4 protein-coding genes are annotated in these 3,624 nt (G+C 72.0%); 3 read left to right on the forward strand and 1 reads right to left on the reverse strand.

What is annotated here, in order from left to right:
• Window positions 1-1,044 (reverse strand): hypothetical protein (locus tag AC31A1_RS48625; protein ID WP_489659463.1); only part of this gene is annotated, 1,044 nt, incomplete at its 3' end.
• Window positions 1,045-1,242: 198 nt separating this feature from the next.
• Between AC31A1_RS48625 and AC31A1_RS48630 the strand changes: the two genes are divergently transcribed.
• From AC31A1_RS48630 to AC31A1_RS48640, 3 genes are all read left to right on the forward strand, one after another.
• Window positions 1,243-2,133 (forward strand): Nif3-like dinuclear metal center hexameric protein, encoded by an 891-nt coding sequence (locus AC31A1_RS48630; protein ID WP_489659464.1) that lies wholly within the window; start codon window positions 1,243-1,245, stop codon window positions 2,131-2,133.
• On the forward strand, window positions 2,130-2,873 hold the full coding sequence (locus AC31A1_RS48635; RefSeq protein WP_489659466.1) for a zinc ribbon domain-containing protein: 744 nt from the start codon (window positions 2,130-2,132) through the stop codon (window positions 2,871-2,873). Before AC31A1_RS48630 ends, AC31A1_RS48635 begins: the two co-directional genes overlap by 4 nt.
• 12 nt (window positions 2,874-2,885) lie before the next feature.
• Window positions 2,886-3,624 (forward strand): reverse transcriptase-like protein (locus AC31A1_RS48640; protein WP_489659465.1); only part of this gene is annotated, 739 nt, incomplete at its 3' end.

The following is a 3,624-nucleotide window of genomic DNA, read 5'->3' on the forward strand; positions in this document are numbered from 1 at the left end:
GCCGTACGCCACACCGCACGGCACTTCCCGTGTGGCGTACGGCAGTCGCAGCACCCCGTCCTCGGTCCACAGCCCGGCACCCGCCAACCACCCCTCGGGCGCCGGGAGTTGGAGCAACTGCCGCTCGGCGGGCCGCCATACGGCGAACCAGGTGCCGGCCGGTCCGTCGACGCGCAGCGCGACCCCGCAGTTCTCCGGCATCAGCACCTGCCCCGGCTGGATCGCGAACGGCGTCACCGTGCAGTCCGGCAGCCGCAGGCACTCCGGGAACCGCACCGGAAGCGTGGAGCCGATCACCCCCCAGCCCAGCCGCTCCTCCCGCCCCGGCGACGGCGCGTCCGAGCTGATGAGGAGCAGCCCGCTGTCGGGATCGGCCGCGAGCAGCCGGTCGTCGCTGTCCGCGGCGATCTGCAGCAGCGGCGACACCTCCCCGTCCCGCTCCAGGTCGACCACGATCGCCTTGGTCCGCCCGCCGACCTCCCGGTCCAGGGCCAGCATCCGCCCGGCCCGGTCCAGCCAGACCCCGCCCGAACACCGTCCCGGGACCATCGCGAGATGCTCCGGCCCGAAGGCCCCGCCCGCCACCAGCCACACGGCGGTCGAGCGCCGGCCCACGGCGAGGGCGTACGCCTTCTCGCCCCCCGGCGCGGGCGGCAGCAGCCGTAGCCGGGTGTCGGGGTCAGGGCACTCGATCGCGCCGAGCAGCAGCTCACCGGTGCCCGGGCCGGTCGGGTACAACAGCGAGAACGCGTGCCGCCCGTCGACCAGCCGCCGGATGAGCACCCGCCCGTCGCCCATCGGCTGGACCTCGGTGCCGGGTTCCTCCGGCTGGTTGCCGGGCAGCGGCACGGCGTACGGCTCGGGGCCGTCCAGCGTCCACCGCTCAGGGAACAGACAGTCGCCGGCCGGCGCGAGGCGGGCGGCGTACGCCCCGTCCGCGGTGATCGCACACGCGGTGCCACCGTTCCGCGGGTCCCCGCACTCGTCTCCGCAGTCGTCCCCGTCCTCGTCCGCCGCCGTGGGCTCGATCGCACAGGCCGTCATGGTTCGGTCACCTCCGGCCACGAAACTAGTTTTCGCACGTACGGACGTGGGACCGATGAGCAGCCGCTTCACCAATAAGGGTGGCCAAGTAACGATTCGCCTGAGGAAACCGGGGCGGGTGTGCTGAACGGGGCCGTAGGCCCGCATACGGCGGCTTCAGCGGTTCAGCCGCACAGTGCGGCCAGGTAGCCTTTCCCCGTGCCCCGTCAGTCCGTACCCCGCCTGTCCGAAGTCATCGCCGCGCTGGAGAACCTGTGGCCCGCCGAGCGGGCCGAGTCCTGGGACGCGGTCGGCACCGTCGTGGGCGACCCGGACCAGGACGTCACCCGCGTGCTGTTCGCCGTCGACCCGGTCCAGGAGATCGTCGACGAGGCCGTGAAGCTGGGCGCCGGCCTGCTGGTCACCCACCACCCCCTCTACCTGCGCGGTACGACCACGGTCGCGGCGTCCACCTTCAAGGGCCGCGTGGTGCACACCCTGATCAAGCACGACATCGCGCTGCACGTCGCCCACACCAACGCCGACCGCGCCGACCCGGGAGTCTCCGACGCCCTCGCGGGCGCGCTGGACCTCAGGGTCGTAGGACCGCTCGTACCGGACCCGACCGATCCGGAGGGCCGCCGGGGCCTGGGCCGGATCTGCGAGCTGGACCACCCCCTGACCGTCCGCGACCTCGCGGCCCGAGCCGCCGAGCGCCTGCCCGCCACCGCGCAGGGCATCCGCGTCGCGGGCGACCCCGACGCCCTGGTCCACCGGATCGCGGTCAGCGGCGGCTCCGGCGACAGCCTCTTCGACGACGTACGAGCAGCAGGCGTGGACGCCTTTCTCACCGCGGACCTCCGCCACCACCCGGTATCAGAGGCCCGCGCCCAGAACTCTCAGAACTCACAGAACCCTCTCGCGCTGCTCGACGCGGCGCACTGGGCCACCGAGTGGCCCTGGTGCGAGCTGGCCGCCGCCCAGCTCGACGAGATCTCCGACCGCGAGGGATGGGACCTCAGGGTCCACGTCTCCAAGACGGTCACCGACCCCTGGACCGCCCACGCGGCGTCCACCACCACACCTGACAAACCTGGAGCCCCCAACTGAACGCCGCGCCCGCCGACCAGATCCGACTTCTCGACGTCCAGGCCCTCGACGTACGCCTCTCGCAGCTCGCGCACAAGCGCAACTCCCTGCCCGAGCACGCCGAGATCGACTCGCTGACCAAGGACCTCACCCAGCTGCGCGACCTGCTCGTGGCCGCGCAGACCGAGGAGAGCGACTGCGCCCGCGAGCAGACCAAGGCCGAGCAGGACGTGGACCAGGTGCGCCAGCGCGCCACCCGCGACCAGCAGCGCCTCGACTCGGGTGCCGTCACCTCGCCCAAGGACCTGGAGAACCTCCAGCGCGAGATCGTCTCCCTCGCCAAGCGCCAGGGCGACCTGGAGGACATCGTCCTCGAAGTCATGGAGCGCCGTGAGTCCGCGCAGGAGCGCACCGCCGAACTGACCGAGCGCGTCGGTTCCGTACAGGGCAGGATCGACGACGCGACCGCCCGCCGCGACGCCGCCTACGAGACCCTCGACGCCGAGGAGGCCACGGCCGAGAAGGAGCGCGAGGTCGTCTCGGCCACCATCCCCGCGGACCTCCTCAAGCTCTACGACAAGCTCCGCCAGCAGCAGGGCGGCATCGGCGCGGCCAAGCTGTACCAGCGCACCTGCCAAGGCTGCCGCCAGGAGCTCGCCATCACCGACTTCAACGAGGTCCGCGCGGCGGCCCCCGACACGGTCGTCCGCTGCGAGAACTGCCGCCGCATCCTGGTCCGCACGTCCGAGTCCGGCCTGTAAGGAGCCTGCGCCGTGCGGGAGTTCATCGTCGAGGCCGACGGCGGTTCCCGGGGCAACCCGGGCCCCGCGGGCTACGGTTCCGTCGTCATCGACGCGACGACGGGAGAGACGCTGGCGGAGGCGGCCGAGTACATCGGCATCGCCACGAACAACGTCGCCGAGTACCGGGGCCTGCTCGCCGGCCTCCGCACGGCCCACGCCCTGGACCCCGCCGCCCGGATCCACGTCCGCATGGACTCCAAGCTGGTCGTCGAGCAGATGTCGGGCCGCTGGAAGATCAAACACCCCGACATGAAGCCGCTGGCGGCAGAGGCGGCCACCGTCTTCCCGGCCGAGCAGGTGACGTACGAGTGGATCCCGAGGGCCCAGAACAAACACGCGGACCGCTTGGCCAACGAGGCGATGGACGCGGGGAAGCGCGGCGAGCAGTGGTCGGCGTCGGACTCAACGGCAGAACTTCGCAGCACAGGCTCGGCTGAGGCTTTTCGGGGGCGCGGGACACACGCCGAGCCTTCCAGCGCAGGCCCAGGTGATGCCCTTAAGGGGTCCGGGACACATGCGGTGCCTTCCAACGCAGGCTCAGGCGAGGCTTTTAAGGGGCGCGGGGAACTGCGCGACCAGCCCCCACTCACCCGCACTCTGAAGTCAACCGACAAAGCCACCGCCGACACCCGCGCAGCCCGCAACGTGGCGACCCCCAGTGCCGGTTGGGCCCCCGCAGACATGGGCGCCCCCGCAACCTTCGTCCTCC

This window comes from Streptomyces sp. P5F9 (assembly GCF_057961495.1).